This is a genomic window from Nonomuraea guangzhouensis (genome assembly GCF_019396345.1).
Taxonomy (GTDB): domain Bacteria; phylum Actinomycetota; class Actinomycetes; order Streptosporangiales; family Streptosporangiaceae; genus Nonomuraea; species Nonomuraea guangzhouensis.
Map to the genome: position 1 here is coordinate 84,386 of NZ_JAHKRM010000031.1, position 14,258 is coordinate 98,643.

Consider the following 14,258-nt stretch of genomic DNA (forward strand, 5'->3'; position numbering starts at 1 on the left):
AGTTCTGCGATCAGGTCCGGAGCGGGACCTGTCTTCGGGGTTGGTCCACCGAGTCCCCCAGGTCACTCAGGTGTTCGAGTTAGTTGGTCAAACTGGAAGCGTGATCGTGAGCCCTATGGGGCCGAATTGATCGACCAGATCGGCCCAGGCGCTGCCGCGAATGCGACTGCGCTTGGTGTGCCAGCTCCCCCGCGAGTAGCTCCAGGTGCGCCCCAGGGAGTCGCTGACAAGGGCCCCGGGGGGAGGCTCAGCGGGTGCGTCCGCCGAGATCCCAAGCTCGGCGAGTCGCCTGTGGAACCAAGGGTTGGCCAGGTAACGGTCCGAACCTTCGGGGGCCGTCACGTTCCAGCCCGGCCGGTTCGCGTTGAGGCTGTTGCAGCGGTGGCATAACAGACCACGTACCGCCCAGGTGCCGAGTGCGTTCTCGTGGTCGATAAAGAGCTTCCCGCTGGTGTTGCCTTGCGGGGCGGTGCCGCAGATCTCGCAGCGCTGCCCAGACTCTTGGAGCATTTGCTCATAGGTGGCGCAGCTCAGGCCGTAGTGCTTGTGATGACAGTTGGCATGGCCGGGCAGCGTACGAATCACCAGGGTCTCCCTTGCATCCAAGTGACACTCGTGTACACCAGCGTACTCCAGATGACCCACAGGTACACTAGGGTCATGGCTCAGGCAGCGCAGGACCTCAGCACGCGCGAAGTACGCGCCAAGCTGGCCGACGTCATCAACGACGCCGCGGCCTACGGCACGGTCACGTTCATCACGTCCCGCGGCCGGCGCATCGCCGCTGTGGTCCCCGTAGCCGTTGGCGAGGCTGCGATCGAGCCGGCCGATCCCTCCGACTCCTGACCGCGCCTCAACGCCCCCGAAGATCACGACGTCCTCCGTTCCGGCTCGGGCGGGGTTGGGAAGGCATGTCGCTGAGGGCTTGGCCCGTGACGACTGGAACAGATCGGTCGATGCGGCATGTGGGGCCCCTGTCGTGGAGCGGGTCGGGTTGGCGTGTCGGCATGGCAGGCACAGGTCATGGCTTGGCAGGTCGCACGGGGGTGTGGCGGATGTGGGCAGCGCAGTCGTGGTGTTGATGGGCTGAAGGCTCGGCTCGTCGGCCAGGATGGGAGTGGGGTGGACTGTCGCGATGGCCAGGTCGGATGTACGGCTCGGCCGGACGAGGCTCGTCGACGTGCGGCGGGGTGGCACGGCAGGGCTGGTCGGCCTGTAGTGGGCAGCGCGGGGATGGGCTGTCGGCGCGGGCCGGCATGGCGGGTTCGTGTCTAGGCATGAGGTGTCGAATCGGCGTGCCATGAGACAGGCGTGACGAAGGCAAGTCGGATTTGGGCTAGCCGCATCGGCGTGCGCGGCGTCGCGGAACGTCACATCCATGGGGTTAGATCCGCTCCCACGCGAGCAGCTCGAACTTGCCGTCCGATCGGCCGCGGTCGGCGCCGATCCCGATGTCCTCGCCGCGCTCCCAGATGCGGCCCCACGCCTCCGTGGTGAGGAAGTCGTCGTGGACCTTCACTTCGAACTCGATGAGTGGGCGTTCGACGTACTCGACCCGGTTGATGCTGGACCGCGGGCCTTGCGGGGTCATGACGTGCTTGATGCGCTCCTCGACACCGGTTGGCTCTTTCACGCCGAGCCCGATGTAGACCTCGGGGACGAACGCGCGCTCCGAGATCGTCGCCATGAGGCCCTTGCGGAAGCCCTTCGGCAGCGGCCGGCCGACCTCCGTGTCGTGGGCGGTCTTGCCGTCCCAGTCGGTGCCGGGGTAGGCGCTGTTGGCCCACTCTTTGATGGCGGCTTTCATGCAGCGGCCCTCGTAGGCGAGCTCGCCGGTGTCGGGGATGCGCTTAAACCCGTTGATCGACGGCGCTGCGTCGGACTCCAGGAGGGCGTCGGCGAGTTCATCCGCGGTCGGCTGCCGGTCGGGGAACCGCTCGGCCAGCGTCTTCTGGGTGAGTTCCTGAAGGTCGCGGTCGCCGAGTTCCATGCGCGTCTTCAGCCAGCCCTTGATGACCGACTCGCTTGACGGCACCCCGCCCACGATCTTGTCGAGGACCTGCAGGCGCACCCGGTAGCGGGCCACGCTTGACTGGACGCCGAAGATGTCCGTAGCGCCCACGTCAGCCCACCGCCTTCTGGGGCGCGGAGGGGACCGCGGCCAAACCCGGCCGGGCGGCCTGCTTCAGAGCCGCCTCAGCCTGCACCCGCTTGCGCTTCTCCTCGTCGACCTTCGCCTGCAGGTCCGCCACATAGTCGGCGATGGACTGCGGTAGTTCCTCCGGGTGGGCCAGCTCGACCCTGGTGCGGCGCAGCGCACGCTTGGCTTGCCCGTACTGGACGACCACTGCCTGCACCTGCGTGGCGCCCTGTACGGCGCGGAACAGGTTGAACAGGTCTCGCGGGCTCTTGCCCTTCAAGCTCTGGCCGGTGATCGTCTCGATGTCGGCGCGCAGATCCGGGTCGCCCTGGATCAGCGCCAGCACGGCGTCGAACTCCTCCGCGGTGTACTCCTGCGGCTTCTTCTGCTTCATGATCGTGTCCTTGAGGGTTGTCAGGCAGCGGGAATGCCGGCGCTCGCGGCGCGGCGCATACGACGGCGACGCTCGGAGGCGCGCTCGTCCTCGTTCAGGCCGCCCCACGTGCCGTACTTCTCGGGGCGGGACATGGCGTAGTCGACGCATTCATTGCGCACTGGGCACTGGCTGCAGATGGCTTTGGCCTTCCGCTCACGCACGTCACGCTCGGGCGGACGTTCGCCGTCCGGGCCGAAGAACAGGACAAGGTCCTCACCCCGGCACGCGGCGTCGTCCTGCCAGGCCCAGCTAGGGCGCGGGCGGTCGAGCTGTCGACGAATACTCATTGGTTCGCCTCCGTTCGGTGGTGTTCGAGGTCGGACGGATCCGTCCGGTGCTGTCCGGCTGCGACCGCGGAGCGTGCGAGTTGGGCCATGGCAGCCGCTCCAGCCCGTACCTCGGCAGGAGCGGACTCGTCAGCGGCGGCAGCGTCCAGGCAGGGGATGTGGCGGGCTATCCGTTCGAGGTCGTCAGCAAGGTCAGGCGCCATCGGAGGGCACCTCCGCGGCGGGAGAGTCCTGCACGGCTGGCGCCGCAGACAGGCGAGGCGGTACGGGCGGCAGCTCGCCGAGCTCACGGAGCTTCCTCACGTACTGGCAGATCGCTTCTCGGGACACGTCCATCGCTTCTGCGGCCTGCTCGTACGTCAGGCCGCGCACGCGGAGGGCCCGGTACTGGGCGAGACGCTGGGCCATGGGAGGGCCGCCGCGGGGGCGGCCGGGACGGTTAGGCATCGGCCGGCACCTGCTTCCGCAGTGCACGGTCGTACCGCCGCGTCGTCTCCTCGCAAACGCCCAGGCGTGCGGCAGCCTGCTCGCGTGTCTCGCCCCACGAAAGGAGGTCCACGTAGTCCTCCCGGCGGCCCTGCACCACGGCCTGGTACGCCGCACGCGCATGTGCCGCACACTCCAGCCGGGACAGCGGCTGCGGCGGCCCGTCTTCCGGGCGTCCGGCTCTCTTCCAACGCTGATAGCAGGCCGAGCACCAGCCGAACGCGCCGTGCAGCCCGAAGTGTGTGCAGAAGGAGCATCGGACGATCTGGGAGCTGGTCACAGCAGCGGCCCTCCTTGCTGGGGCTCGTCGGGAAGGTCGGGAAGGGCGCCGGTTGGCGGGTCCTCACGGCGGGCGTCGCACACCGCCCAGTGGTCCAGGAGGGCTTGCTGGCAACAGGGGCGGAGATCGGGGGATGTCACGCGACCTCCTCGGCGTGAAGGGAGGCGCGGAGTCGGCTGCCGATCCAGTGCCCGACCGGAGGGCTGACGGCGTTGCCGAAACCGTCGACCTGGTCGCGCGCGGAGCCCCAGACGGTGAAGGTGCCCTTGTGGTCGGCGAAGTCGACGTCGAAGCCGCAGCCGGCGCCGACCTCGTGCGAGGCCATCATGCGGAAGTAGCAGTCTTCGAGCTTCAGGTTCGCGAGGACCTCGCGCCATTGGGTGTGGGGTGGTTCGGCGCCGTTCTGCGTGTGCCAGCCGGAGAAGAGCATGCTCTGGGTGATCGCGGATCCGACGACAGTGCCGAGCGGGTCGTCGAGGCCGTGGGCGCGGTACTTCGCTTCGTCGATCGACCCGTTGTTCTTGATGGTCCCGGCTGCGGTGAGCACGCCGGGGATCTGGTCGGACGTGACGGTGGGCATGGCTTCGGCATGCGATGTCGGGGTGGTGTTCTTCCGGAACGGAAGGACACCGGTAGAGAGCAGCGCCATGGTCTCCGAGCCGCCCTGTGTGGGGAGTGTCTCGTCGACGCCACGAGGTGCGCCCTGGAAGTTGTTCACCGCGACCAGGACCGCCTTCTCGTGCGTGCTCGTGACCGTGTCCATCGGCTGGGTGATGTGCTTGCCGTCGCCGTTGTGCCGGTGCGCGACCATCACCTGTCCGGTCACCAGGGCGACCGGGGGCGCGAGAAGTGCCTGGGTGTTGGTCGCGGTCTGCGAGGGCAGAGGCGCGCCCAGGTCGCGGGTGCGGCAGTCGGAGCCGGGGCGTTCGTAGGTGTTCCCGGCGGCGGCGATGAGCGCGCCGGTCGAGAGGATCGAGGTCTCCTGCTGGCTGGTCTGCGTGACGAGGGGCTGCCACGGATGGCGTTCGGATCCGCGCTGGGATTTGGCCGGCATGAGGACGGCGGGAAAGTCGGCGAACCGCTGCTTGCATCGCTCGGCCCTGGCCATGGTGGCTGGTGCGAGCGGGCTGAGGATGGTCTCGCCGGTCGTCTTGTCCGTGAATTCGCGGAGCGGCTTGTCTCCGATCCGGGTGCCGAGGTTGGACAGGTCGAGCGCGTTCAGCGACGGCGCGAATGGGGGGATCACGACACGCCTGCATGAGGGGCACCGATAGTCGTACTGCTTGCCGTAGCGGACGCTGCCGGTGGGCGGGATCCCGGTCTTCCACGTCCATACGGCTTGGACGATGGTGCTGCATCCGGAGCACCACGACTCGGGCCGGTGGTCGAGGTCCGGGGTGGGCAGGCGTTCGTCCCAGAAGATCCAGTAGCCGCGGTCGCGGGACTGCGGGACGCCGAAGAACATGCTGTTGAGGTAGAGGACGCGGTGCTTGTAGCTCAGGACGCCGAACTGCTTGAGCCACCACCGGTACGTGGAACCGTCGCCGTACTTCTTGCCCTGCACGGCCGGGCCCCACGAGGTGAGTTCGGTGGTGCACTCAATGAGGGCCATCCGAGGGTGGTGCTCGGCGACGTAGTGAAGCGCGCAGTTCGCCGTGGCGCGGTCGCGCTCTGATCGGGTGACGCGCTCTTCGAAGTCGGGGTCGTCGAGCTCGAACAGCGCCAGGCCCTGCTCGTAGGCCTTCTGGGTGTTGGCCTGCGAGTGGTTGACGCAGCTCACGCCGGCGACCAGGAGATCAGCCGGGGGCAGGTCCCTGACGGAGTGGTAGTCGGACGACTCCCGGTCGACCAGGTCCGCGATCCAGTGCTCGGCGTTCGGGTGGTTGGCCTCGTGGACCTCGACCTTGTAGGCGTTGTGGTTCGCCGCCATGATCGTGGTGAACCCCGCGAGCTCGATGCCCTGCGTCAATCCACCGAATCCGCTGAAGAGGTCAACGGCGATGAGGTCGTCGTGGCGGAACCGGCGCCGGCGTACGGCGGGGCGATGTGTCGCAACGCGGTGCGGCTGCGAAGGTCGGCGACTCAACGAGACTCCTCCTCGGGGAACACGTCGTGCAGGTCGTCGGCGAGGGCGTCGCGGACGAGTTGCTCGTGACGAGGCGGGATGTGCTCGTCGCGAAGGATGCGCGAGACGATGACCAGGTAGCCGACGATCATGGCGATCACGGCGACGGCGGGGAGGATGAGGTCAGCCACCGGACACCTCCCCGCGTAGCCGCTTGACCTCGTCCAGGTGGGATGCGGCGCGCTCATCCGCCAAGCGGACCTTCAGGCGAAGATCGGCGACCTGCTGCCTAAGCTGCTGGTTGGTGGCGGACGTGACCGTGAGCTCGGCGGCGAGCAGGGCCAGATCATGTTCGGCCACGCGTCCCTGAGCGCGTGAACGGCTGCGGCCGAGGTCGAAGCCAGCCAGCCCACCGAAGACGCCGGCGACCAGCATGCAACTGGCTGCGAGGAGGAACGCGCCGTACCCGAGCCCGATCAGGATGGCGACGCCGATCGTGCTGGTGGCGGTGGCGGCCAGGGCCAGCTTGTGCGCCTGGACGCGATCGGCGAGGTCTCTGAGGCGGCGGCGTACGGCCTCCGCGATGATGAGGGCCATCACTGGCCCTCCTGCTCGGCCGCCTGAGCGCGGAGGCGGGCGTTCTCGCGATTGAGACGCTCTATCTCGGCGACAAGGTCAGGGACCGCGTTCCATGCGGTGAGGCCATCCACGCCCATCTGCATGGGCTCGTACAGGCTGCTGTAGTAGGCGGCCACGATCGAGGCGCGGCGCTCGTCGGACAGTGGGGCGATCTGGTCGAGGGCCTTCATGAGGTGCTCTCCGTCCCGGCCTGGGCGGCGCGGCGGTGGAAGCGGGTGCCGACCACAAGCACGGCGGTAACGGCGACACCGAACACCGTCGCCCCGAGGTGGGGCCAGGTGAATGGCTTCGCGATCAGGTCGTAGGCGGTCCACGCCGTGGCCGCGATGCCGACGACAGCGCCCAGAGCGAAGACGACAGCGAAAAACCGGTGCTGGGCGGCGGTCACAGGGCACCGTCCTGGGCGTCGTCTCCAGCGAGTACGGCGATCTGCTCAGGCGTCAGCGCTGCGAGAGCGCCGTTCACCTCGTAGATCATGCTGACGGCCTGCTCGGTGGACAGGCTTCCGGCGGTGGCGTGAGCTCGGTACAGGGCGCGGGCAGCAGCCAAGAACTCGGGGCTGGCGACGGCCGCCTGTGAAAGCTTGTCGCTGAGCGTCAGCACGTCCGCCATGAGGCGCTGGTATCCGGCGATGAGCATTAGTACCGTCGCGCTCTCAACCATGCGCGGTTCGCAGGCGAGGCTGAGGCGAAGGGCCTCCACCTCTTCGGGAGTGAACTCGCTCATGCTGCATCGCCTTTCGGAGAGTCGTAGGGGTGGCGGTAGGCCCCTGAAGGGGCGACGGGAACGACGTCGTCCTCCACGACCGGGCAGAGCGCCAGCGGCGTGGAACGGCGGCGGGTGAAGTACTCGGTCGGCGCGGCGGGAACGATCCGGGCCAGCGACGACCAGCCGGTGTACGAGCCGGCGTGATGACGGGAAGGGATCAGGCCCAGCAGGCGGGCCGCCCGGTGCAGCGCGGTCACGACTCGGCCTGCTCGTCGAGCTCGGCCACCCCGCTGGCCGGGTCGTCCGGGTTGCACGTCGCGCCGTAGGAGTGGCGGGCGCCCTTCGGGCTGGCAGGGGTGGTCGACACCCGCCACGCAGGCTGGTTGCAGTGGATGCAGTACCCGTCCGGGTTCGTCTCTGGGAAAGACGCGGCGCCGAGTATCTGGGTGGGCTCGATGACCGCCGACCCGAGCCCGCCGAACGTGGCAGCAAGCTCGTCCGGGTCTCCCTGCGAACCGGGCAGCAGCGGAACCTCGCGGCCGGGCGGCAGTAACGAGATCAGGTCGCCGCGCATCTTCGCCTGACGCCGGCCGATCGTCTCGTTCAGGTCGGCCATCACATCGTCGATGGAGGCGATCTCGGCGGTGAGCTCCGCGCGGGTGGCGCGAAGGTCTTCCAGTTCCTTCTCGTCGCGGTAGTTGAGGGTCCGGTAGCGGTCGATTCCTGACTCGGTAAGGCGACGAAGCGGGGCCTGGTCGGTGACGGGGTACAGGTTGCTCATTGCTTTGGTTCTCCTGGTGCAGGTGCTGTTCGGTTGGCCACGCATGCCCGCACAGGCGCGGGCAGCGGGTCGTCTACGGGGAGGGGATCTCGGCCTGGTCGGGGTGAACCTCAGGCGAGGCGCCTGCAGCCTTGGCGCGGATGTTCTGCGTGACCTGGTCGGCAGCCCGCTCGATGACCTTCATGTCCAGCCCGAACTCGCTGGCGGTCTGCCACAGCCATCCGGCCACGGCGTCCCCGGCCTCCCACGAACTCCACAGTTCGCGGGCTGCGGCGTCAGCCGCCTGAAGGCCAGCCTTGTCTTCCAGTTCGGCGAGCATGTAGGCGGTGGTGAAGCTGGACACGACGCAGGCGACGGACTGGCGCCACTGCGTGTCTTCCTTGCCGGGCACGAACTCCGTGGCCAGCCAGTTGTGCATCAGCCCGAACGCGGCGAAGTGCTTGACCAAGGCGTCGGCCGTGGCGTCGTCGACCGTTGCCGGGTAGGGGGCGATGTCCGCGAGAGGGTGACGCTTGATCTTGTCGGTCATCAGGACTCTCCTCGCTTGAGCGGCATGATGTGCTGGCCAGAGCCCTCATCGAGGCGGGGCTGCTGCCAGGGAAGGGGTGTGAGTTCGCGCAGGATGTTGTCGAACTCGCCGAAGAGGATCGGCAGCGCCCACGAGCGGATCTCCCAGGACGTGCCGTTGAACCAGAAGTACTTGCGCTTCTTACGGCGAGGAACGCAGCCGCCCTGCCGCAGATAGCCGGCGAGGCGCAGGCCCTGAGTGAAGAATGGGGTCGGGTAGTCGAAGCCGTACTCCTGGCCGTACAAAGCCATCGCGTCGTCGAAGGTGACGGCCATCGGGGCGAGGAACGCCTGCCGCATACGCGGGTTGATTACATGGCCCTTGGTGAAGTACGCCTCGATCACGTCGGCGACTTCGCTCTGGAACTGGATGAGCAACCCGCGAACGTCCTCGTGGACGCGGTGCTCGTCGATCGTGGCGAGCAGCATGAGGAACGTCCGCACATCCACGGTGGTGTGCTCGCGCCTCTGGCTGTCGCCGGGAAGCTGCATGGTCCTGAGCACCATGCAGGCCCACGACTTGCGGCGGAGCTTCTCGTGCTGGTTCTTGTAGTCGAGCCCGAGGTGCTCAAGCGCAGGCTTAAGGATCACGAACGGCTTGCCGCCGTCCTCCACGGCGAGCACCTCACGGCCGTGAAAGGGGATCTGGACGATCTCGCTCACGCGGTCTCCTAAGGGTTGGGACGGTGGGCGCCCCCGATAGGCCACCCACCGGCAGGGGTTAGGGGGTATCGATGTCGGGCTGGGGGCCGACCGCGCCTGCCGGGCAGTTGTGATCGGCCGGAAGCGTTGTGCGGCAGTAATCGCAGAACCGCATGTCCTGCACCTGCGACACGAGGAGCGGCACATCGTCCGGGCGGGCCAGGGAGCACTCCTCGCAGACGAGTTCCGTGCCGTTCGAGGCGTGCCGGGTCGGCTTGAGGCAGGTGGGGCACCAGACAGGCCACGTCATGACGCCACCTGGAGCTGACCTCGAACGGGCTCAGCAGGCTCACGCGGCTTTGGCGGGATGGTGTCCACCAACGGCTCACACCGGTGTTCCGACTTCCACCGGTCGGCGTCCTTCTTCGTGAAGGGGCCGTCCTGGTCGGCGCCCCACTCCTCAGACATGGAGTAGTCGCACGTCCTGCAGACGGCGTCCCACGACGGCTCAGGCTCAGCAGGCGGCTCGGCGACACCACGGCACATCGGGCAGAAAGTGCGCTTCACCTGGTCGCCGCCGAGCGTGATGCCTTCCCAGACGATCCACCCCTTAGCGCGGGCGCCGTCCACCACGGAGCCCTTTGCGGCGACAGGCCACACGTAGACGTCGCGGCAGGACTGGCAGGAGATGTCGGCCATCACGCCACCTGCTCCAGGTAGAAGGGGGTGGAGCCGCAGGAGCACTGGTAGAGCCCTTCGCGGGGCTGCGGCCGGCTCGGGCAGTCGGCGTGCCCGAACCGGGTCACGGCCTCGACGAACGCACCCTCGGCCTTGATGAGCTCCCACACGCCGAGCCCGATCACCGGTATCGGCCGCTTGCCGTCCGGGTGCGTGCCAGGCGGGGCCGACCTGCAGCCGCCGCTGTCGTCCAGCAGCACCCAGCGGAACCGCTCGTGCAGGACCGGAATCTCCTGCGGGCGGGCGACGCCGGCACGGACCTTCAGACCGAGCCGTTCCGCGCGGGCGGGCTGCTTGTTGTCGATCAGGTCATGACAGGCCCGGCACGACCACAGCAGGTTCGACGCCAGGTTCGACCACGCCTTGTCGGTGCCGCCCGTCCCTTTGCCCTCACGGTGTGCAGGGTCTACGCCGAACGCTCGGCCTCCGCAGACCAGGCCGACCTCGCAGGCGCCGCCCGACCGCTTGGCCAGGATCCGCTTCACCGCGGCCGGGGCGCTCTTCGGCCTCGACAGCTTCTTTGTGGCGGTCCGTTTCAACGGCTTGCGTGGCTTCTGCTCCTTCGGCGGGAAGGTGAGGTGCCAGCCGCGTATGCACTGCTCCACATCCGTGGGCAGTTCACGCCGCAGGCCCAGACCCTCCATCCGGGCCCAGTAACGGCGAGCCTCCTCCTCGGAGGCGAACGTCGCCTTGTTACAGCACGAGGTCTCCACGCGGGTCTTCACCGGCCACCGCCCCGGTAGGTGCCGAAGTGGTCGGTGGCGTTCTTGTTCAGAGACCGCATGATCTCGACCTGCTTTCCGACCTGACTCATGTAGGCGCCGGCGTTCTGCCGCTCCAGCACGGCGTTCTTCCACGCCCAGTACGGGTCAGGGATGCGCCGCTCGAACCACGCCTCCTCCGCTTTCGCGGTCACTTGACCGGCGCCGCGCCCGACTTCGGGGCAGTCCGGGTGGAGTTCGTGCGGCTTGCGGGCGTCCGAGTAGTCCTTGAACCGGTCCAGTTCGACGCGCCGCGCCTCGCGATACGCCAGACCGGCCGTGGCCAGTTCGTTGTTCAGTAGGCGAAGAAACCGGTCGGTCTCCGGCGGGGTGAGGACGTCACCCTCTTCGAGGAACTGGAAGCCCCCGTCGCGCTTCTCGAAGGTGGTCACGGCTCGCTCCTGCGGATGCCGAGCAGTGCAGCCAGGTCGATGTCGCCCAGGTCTGGCAGGTCCTTCTCCTCGACGACCGCCAGCAGGGCGTCGGCGCCGTCGTCGGGGTAGAAGCGCTGCTGCGGGGAAGCCCCGTAGCCGAGCCCGACGCCGGGGATCTCCTGCCCGTGCTCGTCCACAGGGCCGCCCATGCGGGCGACGGTCTCCAGCACCTTCGCCTGGTAGGCGGCGCGGACGGTCGGTACCTGCTCGACCTCGGTCGGCGCCGTCTCCTGCACGTAGGCGACGAACTTCTCCCGGTCCGTCACCTGGGGCTTCACCTCAGGCTCGGTCATCGCGACCTTGCCGAGCCGTGCCGCGCCCAGCTTGGCCGCGTTCTTGTCGCCGGGCTCCTGCTCGATGAACGGCATCACCAGCTTCAGGGCCTGGCTGAGCTGCGACTGGCGCATCTTCAGCAGGGCGAAGGCGAGGCGCGCTTCCTTCGGCGTCAAGTCGTTCATGCCGCAGCCCCGTTCGACTCGGCGGTCATCTGCTGGCTGAGGTGCTGAATCCGCTGATTGACGAACTCCGCTTCAGCGGTGACGATCTCGCCGGACTTGAGCAGCGGGTTGATGGCGGTCCACACCAGGCGCAGCGCCTCGACGTTGGCCGCGTCCTCGGCCTCACTCAGGAGCTGCTTGGCGGCGTCGGAAAGGGTGTCCAGGTCCGGTGACTCGCTTCCGGGCTTGATCTCCGTCAGGTCCCGTACGCGCGCCACGGTCGGGTCGCACTTGAGCACGTCGAACACCAGCCATTCGAGGGTGAAGTTCGGCGCGGGAACAGGCCGATCGACGCCGGGCCGGATGCCGACGTGAACGGATCGAGCACTCACAACGATCGGCGGGTGCTCACGCGACAACCGCACCCACACCGAGGCGTCGTAGCCGAGCGTCTTGTGGCCCTCGACCTTGTACTCCTTCGACCCCTCGATCGGCCGGCCAGAGGCGTCCATGGACGCGACTTCTTTGCCGCGGGCGGTCATGACGACGATGCCCGGGAAGGTCATCAGCATCGTCATCAGTCGCCGGTGCCTGGCCGTGGCGTCGTTCCACAGGTTCATCGGCGCTTTCACTTCAGCGCTCGGGTCTGCCGCAAGACGCTTCTGATTCGCTGGCGAGCCTTTGGCACGGTTGGTGACCCAGTCCTTGAGCAGGTCCCATTCGGCCGTCATGGAGTCGATGACCAACACCACGGGCGGCTCCCCCGCGTCGGCGGCGCGGCAGGCCTCCTGGCGGATCTCGGCGACCTGCGCGACGATGTCAGCCCAGGTGCCGTTGTGCTCTACGACCAGGTAGCGGGTGCCGGGGATGGCGCCGTACTCGTCGGCTGCACCCTCGTTGAGGTCGATCCAGTACGTCTGGCCGACCTTCTCCGAGGCGGAGAACTCGGCCGCCGACCAGCTTTTGCCAGCCTTCTCGCCGCCCTCCAACAGGATCAGCGGCCACGGAACCGCGCCGGTCGGCTTGCGGGTCTTGATCGCCATCAGTTCTCGCGCTCCCTGTCGTAGTCGTAGTTGTCGGCGGGGCTCATCTCGGCCTCGGCTGGGTTGGCCGGGTCCCGAGGGATGAGCGGCTGCGCGTTCTCGGCCAGGTCGTCGCCCCCGTGGGCGGCCAGCTCCGAGACGCAGTAGGCGGTGACCGACTGCTCAAGGACCGAGTAGTGCTCGTGCTCGTAGCGGACCTTCAGGCGGTCCAGATGGCCGAGCGCGATTACGTCGTCCATCGACACGGCCTCGCCAGTCGCCTGCGAGATGCGGGAAGCGGCCTTGCTCAAGGTCAGCCAGGCGCCGGTCATGCCGCGTCTCCCGCCTGCTGGGTCGGCAGGTTCCGCACACCGTGGCGGGGGTACACGTTGACCTTGTCGTCGCGCTCCAACGTCATTGACCAGGAGCCGGAGAACACCTCACGCGCTCCGCAGGCGATCGCCTGACCGCCATCGGCGGGGACCAGCTTGGAGATCAGCAGTTCGCGGCCATCGGGCATCACGAGCGTGTCGCCGACCACCAGGGCCGGGCCGGACATCGGAATGCCTCTCAACGGGCACCGCCCCACGGCTGCCACGGGCCGGTGCCGACCCGCCACCAGATGCTGGCGTCAGTCGGAAGCTCCCAGCGCTCCTGGTATTCGAGGATCCGCGCGCACTCCAGATCCGCCTCAGCGATCCCGTCGACCGGGTCGCTGCCCATCTGCTGGTCGCCCTCGGAGTCCAGGCAGGTGTACCTGACCTGGTACTGGGCGATCCCGGTGGGTCTTACGGCCTCGACCGTCGTACTCTGTTGCATGACTCCGTCTCCTTTGACTGGTCTGATCGGTCGGTTCCTGAGCGGGGTCTATGGGCTCCAGTCGTTGCCTCGACTGGGGCCCGACCTCGTTTAGGAAGTGGCGGACTTCGTGTCGCACTCGGCGCGGTCCTGTTCGTGCAGTTCGGACATGCGAACCGACAGGCCAGCGGTGGCGTACGCGGCAGCGATGGAGCCGAATGTCACCCTGGAGCGAAGCTGAGATCCGCCGCTGTCACAGACCTGAAGTTCGATCACTTCGCACCGCCGTCCCGGTACAGCCGCGACACGGTCCAGTCAGCGACGGGGACGTTGGCGGTGTTTGTTGAGGCGGCGGGCTTCGGCTTCCGCTGTACCTTGGGCTTGGCCGGCTGCTGCTTTGGCTTCGACCGCTCAGGCTGGGGTTCGGGCTGCTTGGGCTGCTGGGCGCCATCGCGGATGATCTGGGTGAGTTGCTCGTCGGTCCACGACACGTGGTGACCGATCTTCGTGCGGGGGATCGCGCCCGCTGCGCCCTTCTGGTACATCCAGCTTTGGCTCTTGCCGACGATGGCGCCTGCCTGCTTCGCGTTGTGCCGGACGGGCGGAGTCATCGGTCTGTCTCTTCGGTGCGGACTTCGAAGATGTCTTCAAAGCCGAGGCCGTCGATCTGGAGGAGCAAGCCCGACAGTTTCGGTCCGGGGGTAGAGATTCCTCGGATGGCTCGGCTCCATGTGGCTTCGTTGACGCCGATGTTCTTGGCGACCTCGCGTGACGTAGAGCATCCGAAGCGTTTCATCAGCAGGTCGTTGACGCCTTCGCGGATGCGGATGGTGGGTGCCACCACGTTTCCTCCCTTCGTTGATGCATGCCACCATACGCACGTGCATGCGCCTTGCGCAAGACGCATGTGCAATTCGGAAGGTGTAAAAGGGCTGTAAGGAAGTTTTGTGATGCGCGAAACTGGACTTACATACAGGCTGACCAGGAGGGTTGTGTCCCACGCAAGCTGGACAGCGCTTGCGCAAGGCTCTATCGTC

General features: G+C 67.6%; 29 protein-coding genes. 1 reads left to right on the plus strand and 28 read right to left on the minus strand.

Annotated features, from left to right (window positions below; translation table 11 throughout):
* Window positions 1-87: 87 nt before the first annotated feature.
* The gene (locus KME78_RS47870; protein ID WP_219536651.1) at window positions 88-585 is read right to left on the minus strand and encodes an endonuclease domain-containing protein; all 498 of its coding nucleotides are present in this window, start codon (window positions 583-585) and stop codon (window positions 88-90) included.
* Window positions 586-660: 75 nt separating this feature from the next.
* Between KME78_RS47870 and KME78_RS47875 the strand changes: the two genes are divergently transcribed.
* Entirely contained in the window at window positions 661-846 is a 186-nt protein-coding gene (locus KME78_RS47875; RefSeq protein ID WP_219536652.1) for a type II toxin-antitoxin system prevent-host-death family antitoxin, read from the plus strand.
* 538 nt (window positions 847-1,384) lie between these two features.
* On the opposite strand, the gene KME78_RS47880 is transcribed toward KME78_RS47875, so the two are convergent.
* The 27 genes from KME78_RS47880 to KME78_RS48010 form a co-directional block, all read right to left on the minus strand.
* Complete coding sequence (locus tag KME78_RS47880; RefSeq protein ID WP_219536653.1) at window positions 1,385-2,122, minus strand: hypothetical protein; 738 nt, start codon at window positions 2,120-2,122, stop codon at window positions 1,385-1,387.
* 1 nt (window position 2,123) lies between these two features.
* On the minus strand, window positions 2,124-2,534 hold the full coding sequence (locus tag KME78_RS47885; RefSeq protein ID WP_219536654.1) for a hypothetical protein: 411 nt from the start codon (window positions 2,532-2,534) through the stop codon (window positions 2,124-2,126).
* Window positions 2,535-2,554: 20 nt separating this feature from the next.
* Window positions 2,555-2,863 carry a WhiB family transcriptional regulator gene (locus KME78_RS47890; protein WP_219536655.1) on the minus strand — a complete coding sequence of 103 codons (309 nt, stop codon included), beginning with the start codon at window positions 2,861-2,863 and terminating at the stop codon, window positions 2,555-2,557.
* 192 nt (window positions 2,864-3,055) lie between these two features.
* Window positions 3,056-3,310, minus strand: coding sequence for a helix-turn-helix domain-containing protein (locus KME78_RS47895; RefSeq protein ID WP_219536656.1), 255 nt, complete (start codon window positions 3,308-3,310; stop codon window positions 3,056-3,058).
* Window positions 3,303-3,629, minus strand: a complete 327-nt coding sequence (locus tag KME78_RS47900) for a hypothetical protein (RefSeq protein ID WP_219536657.1) — start codon at window positions 3,627-3,629, stop codon at window positions 3,303-3,305. The genes KME78_RS47895 and KME78_RS47900 overlap by 8 nt, the downstream gene beginning before the upstream one ends.
* Window positions 3,626-3,769, minus strand: coding sequence for a hypothetical protein (locus tag KME78_RS47905; RefSeq protein ID WP_219536658.1), 144 nt, complete (start codon window positions 3,767-3,769; stop codon window positions 3,626-3,628). Before KME78_RS47905 ends, KME78_RS47900 begins: the two co-directional genes overlap by 4 nt.
* Window positions 3,766-5,715, minus strand: a complete 1,950-nt coding sequence (locus tag KME78_RS47910; protein WP_219536659.1) for a DNA cytosine methyltransferase — start codon at window positions 5,713-5,715, stop codon at window positions 3,766-3,768. The genes KME78_RS47905 and KME78_RS47910 overlap by 4 nt, the downstream gene beginning before the upstream one ends.
* Window positions 5,712-5,885, minus strand: coding sequence for a hypothetical protein (locus KME78_RS47915; RefSeq protein WP_219536660.1), 174 nt, complete (start codon window positions 5,883-5,885; stop codon window positions 5,712-5,714). The genes KME78_RS47910 and KME78_RS47915 overlap by 4 nt, the downstream gene beginning before the upstream one ends.
* Complete coding sequence (locus KME78_RS47920; RefSeq protein WP_219536661.1) at window positions 5,878-6,291, minus strand: hypothetical protein; 414 nt, start codon at window positions 6,289-6,291, stop codon at window positions 5,878-5,880. Before KME78_RS47920 ends, KME78_RS47915 begins: the two co-directional genes overlap by 8 nt.
* A complete protein-coding gene (locus KME78_RS47925; RefSeq protein ID WP_219536662.1) occupies window positions 6,291-6,503 on the minus strand; it encodes a hypothetical protein in 213 nt (70 codons plus the stop codon). The genes KME78_RS47920 and KME78_RS47925 overlap by 1 nt, the downstream gene beginning before the upstream one ends.
* The gene (locus tag KME78_RS47930; RefSeq protein ID WP_219536663.1) at window positions 6,500-6,721 is read right to left on the minus strand and encodes a hypothetical protein; all 222 of its coding nucleotides are present in this window, start codon (window positions 6,719-6,721) and stop codon (window positions 6,500-6,502) included. Before KME78_RS47930 ends, KME78_RS47925 begins: the two co-directional genes overlap by 4 nt.
* Complete coding sequence (locus KME78_RS47935; protein WP_219536664.1) at window positions 6,718-7,059, minus strand: hypothetical protein; 342 nt, start codon at window positions 7,057-7,059, stop codon at window positions 6,718-6,720. The genes KME78_RS47930 and KME78_RS47935 overlap by 4 nt, the downstream gene beginning before the upstream one ends.
* Window positions 7,056-7,298 carry a hypothetical protein gene (locus tag KME78_RS47940; RefSeq protein ID WP_219536665.1) on the minus strand — a complete coding sequence of 81 codons (243 nt, stop codon included), beginning with the start codon at window positions 7,296-7,298 and terminating at the stop codon, window positions 7,056-7,058. The genes KME78_RS47935 and KME78_RS47940 overlap by 4 nt, the downstream gene beginning before the upstream one ends.
* Window positions 7,295-7,822: a hypothetical protein gene (locus tag KME78_RS47945; protein WP_219536666.1), complete on the minus strand. Its 528-nt coding sequence runs from the start codon at window positions 7,820-7,822 to the stop codon at window positions 7,295-7,297. The genes KME78_RS47940 and KME78_RS47945 overlap by 4 nt, the downstream gene beginning before the upstream one ends.
* Window positions 7,823-7,895: 73 nt before the next feature.
* On the minus strand, window positions 7,896-8,351 hold the full coding sequence (locus KME78_RS47950; protein WP_219536667.1) for a hypothetical protein: 456 nt from the start codon (window positions 8,349-8,351) through the stop codon (window positions 7,896-7,898).
* Window positions 8,351-9,052: a phage antirepressor N-terminal domain-containing protein gene (locus KME78_RS47955; RefSeq protein ID WP_219536668.1), complete on the minus strand. Its 702-nt coding sequence runs from the start codon at window positions 9,050-9,052 to the stop codon at window positions 8,351-8,353. The genes KME78_RS47950 and KME78_RS47955 overlap by 1 nt, the downstream gene beginning before the upstream one ends.
* Before the next feature lie 58 nt (window positions 9,053-9,110).
* On the minus strand, window positions 9,111-9,341 hold the full coding sequence (locus KME78_RS47960) for a hypothetical protein (protein WP_219536669.1): 231 nt from the start codon (window positions 9,339-9,341) through the stop codon (window positions 9,111-9,113).
* Window positions 9,338-9,730, minus strand: a complete 393-nt coding sequence (locus KME78_RS47965) for a hypothetical protein (protein WP_219536670.1) — start codon at window positions 9,728-9,730, stop codon at window positions 9,338-9,340. The genes KME78_RS47960 and KME78_RS47965 overlap by 4 nt, the downstream gene beginning before the upstream one ends.
* Complete coding sequence (locus tag KME78_RS47970) at window positions 9,730-10,494, minus strand: HNH endonuclease (protein WP_219536671.1); 765 nt, start codon at window positions 10,492-10,494, stop codon at window positions 9,730-9,732. The genes KME78_RS47965 and KME78_RS47970 overlap by 1 nt, the downstream gene beginning before the upstream one ends.
* Window positions 10,491-10,922, minus strand: a complete 432-nt coding sequence (locus tag KME78_RS47975; RefSeq protein ID WP_219536672.1) for a hypothetical protein — start codon at window positions 10,920-10,922, stop codon at window positions 10,491-10,493. The genes KME78_RS47970 and KME78_RS47975 overlap by 4 nt, the downstream gene beginning before the upstream one ends.
* Window positions 10,919-11,422, minus strand: coding sequence for a hypothetical protein (locus KME78_RS47980; protein ID WP_219536673.1), 504 nt, complete (start codon window positions 11,420-11,422; stop codon window positions 10,919-10,921). Before KME78_RS47980 ends, KME78_RS47975 begins: the two co-directional genes overlap by 4 nt.
* Window positions 11,419-12,444: an AAA family ATPase gene (locus KME78_RS47985; protein WP_219536674.1), complete on the minus strand. Its 1,026-nt coding sequence runs from the start codon at window positions 12,442-12,444 to the stop codon at window positions 11,419-11,421. The genes KME78_RS47980 and KME78_RS47985 overlap by 4 nt, the downstream gene beginning before the upstream one ends.
* Complete coding sequence (locus KME78_RS47990; protein WP_219536675.1) at window positions 12,444-12,755, minus strand: hypothetical protein; 312 nt, start codon at window positions 12,753-12,755, stop codon at window positions 12,444-12,446. The genes KME78_RS47985 and KME78_RS47990 overlap by 1 nt, the downstream gene beginning before the upstream one ends.
* A complete protein-coding gene (locus KME78_RS47995) occupies window positions 12,752-12,982 on the minus strand; it encodes a hypothetical protein (RefSeq protein ID WP_219536676.1) in 231 nt (76 codons plus the stop codon). Before KME78_RS47995 ends, KME78_RS47990 begins: the two co-directional genes overlap by 4 nt.
* 11 nt (window positions 12,983-12,993) lie before the next feature.
* A complete protein-coding gene (locus tag KME78_RS48000; RefSeq protein WP_219536677.1) occupies window positions 12,994-13,242 on the minus strand; it encodes a hypothetical protein in 249 nt (82 codons plus the stop codon).
* A gap of 251 nt (window positions 13,243-13,493) precedes the next feature.
* On the minus strand, window positions 13,494-13,832 hold the full coding sequence (locus KME78_RS48005; RefSeq protein WP_219536678.1) for a hypothetical protein: 339 nt from the start codon (window positions 13,830-13,832) through the stop codon (window positions 13,494-13,496).
* Window positions 13,829-14,062, minus strand: a complete 234-nt coding sequence (locus KME78_RS48010) for a hypothetical protein (protein WP_219536679.1) — start codon at window positions 14,060-14,062, stop codon at window positions 13,829-13,831. The genes KME78_RS48005 and KME78_RS48010 overlap by 4 nt, the downstream gene beginning before the upstream one ends.
* Window positions 14,063-14,258: the final 196 nt, after the last annotated feature.